The organism is Streptomyces coffeae (assembly GCF_016741875.1).
Taxonomy (GTDB): Bacteria; Actinomycetota; Actinomycetes; order Streptomycetales; family Streptomycetaceae; genus Streptomyces; species Streptomyces coffeae.
Genome location: NZ_JAERRF010000200.1, coordinates 1 through 439, shown reverse-complemented (window position 1 = coordinate 439; position 439 = coordinate 1). Strand labels below are relative to the sequence as shown.

The 439-nt window shown below is 68.8% G+C and carries 1 protein-coding gene; it reads right to left on the bottom strand.

Annotated elements, in window-relative coordinates; translation table 11 throughout:
* Window positions 1-439: ketoacyl-synthetase C-terminal extension domain-containing protein (locus tag JK363_RS41665; protein WP_201883522.1), on the bottom strand; the 439-nt coding region annotated here is incomplete at both ends.

Sequence of the window (439 nt, the reverse complement as noted above, 5' to 3'; positions counted from 1 at the left end):
AGCCAACCCCTCCGCCTGCCCCCGCAACCCGGCCTCCGACCGGCCCGACACCACCCACGGCACCACCACCGGCGGCACGACACCCCCAACCGACTCCTCAACCTTGACGGGAGCCTGCTCAAGAATCACATGCGCGTTCGTGCCACTGATACCGAACGACGACACACCCGCACGACGAGGCCCACCGCTCTCCGGCCACGCCACCGACTCCGTCAGCAGCTCAACAGCCCCAGCCGACCAGTCCACATGCGGCGACGGCTCATCGACATGCAGAGTGCGGGGCAGCAGCCCATTCCGTAGGGCGAGCACCATCTTCATCACACCGGCCACACCGGCCGCGGCCTGGGTGTGCCCGATGTTCGACTTCACCGAGCCCAGCCACAGCGGCCGACCCTCCGACCGGTCCTGGCCATACGTCGCCAACAGCGCCTGCGCCTCA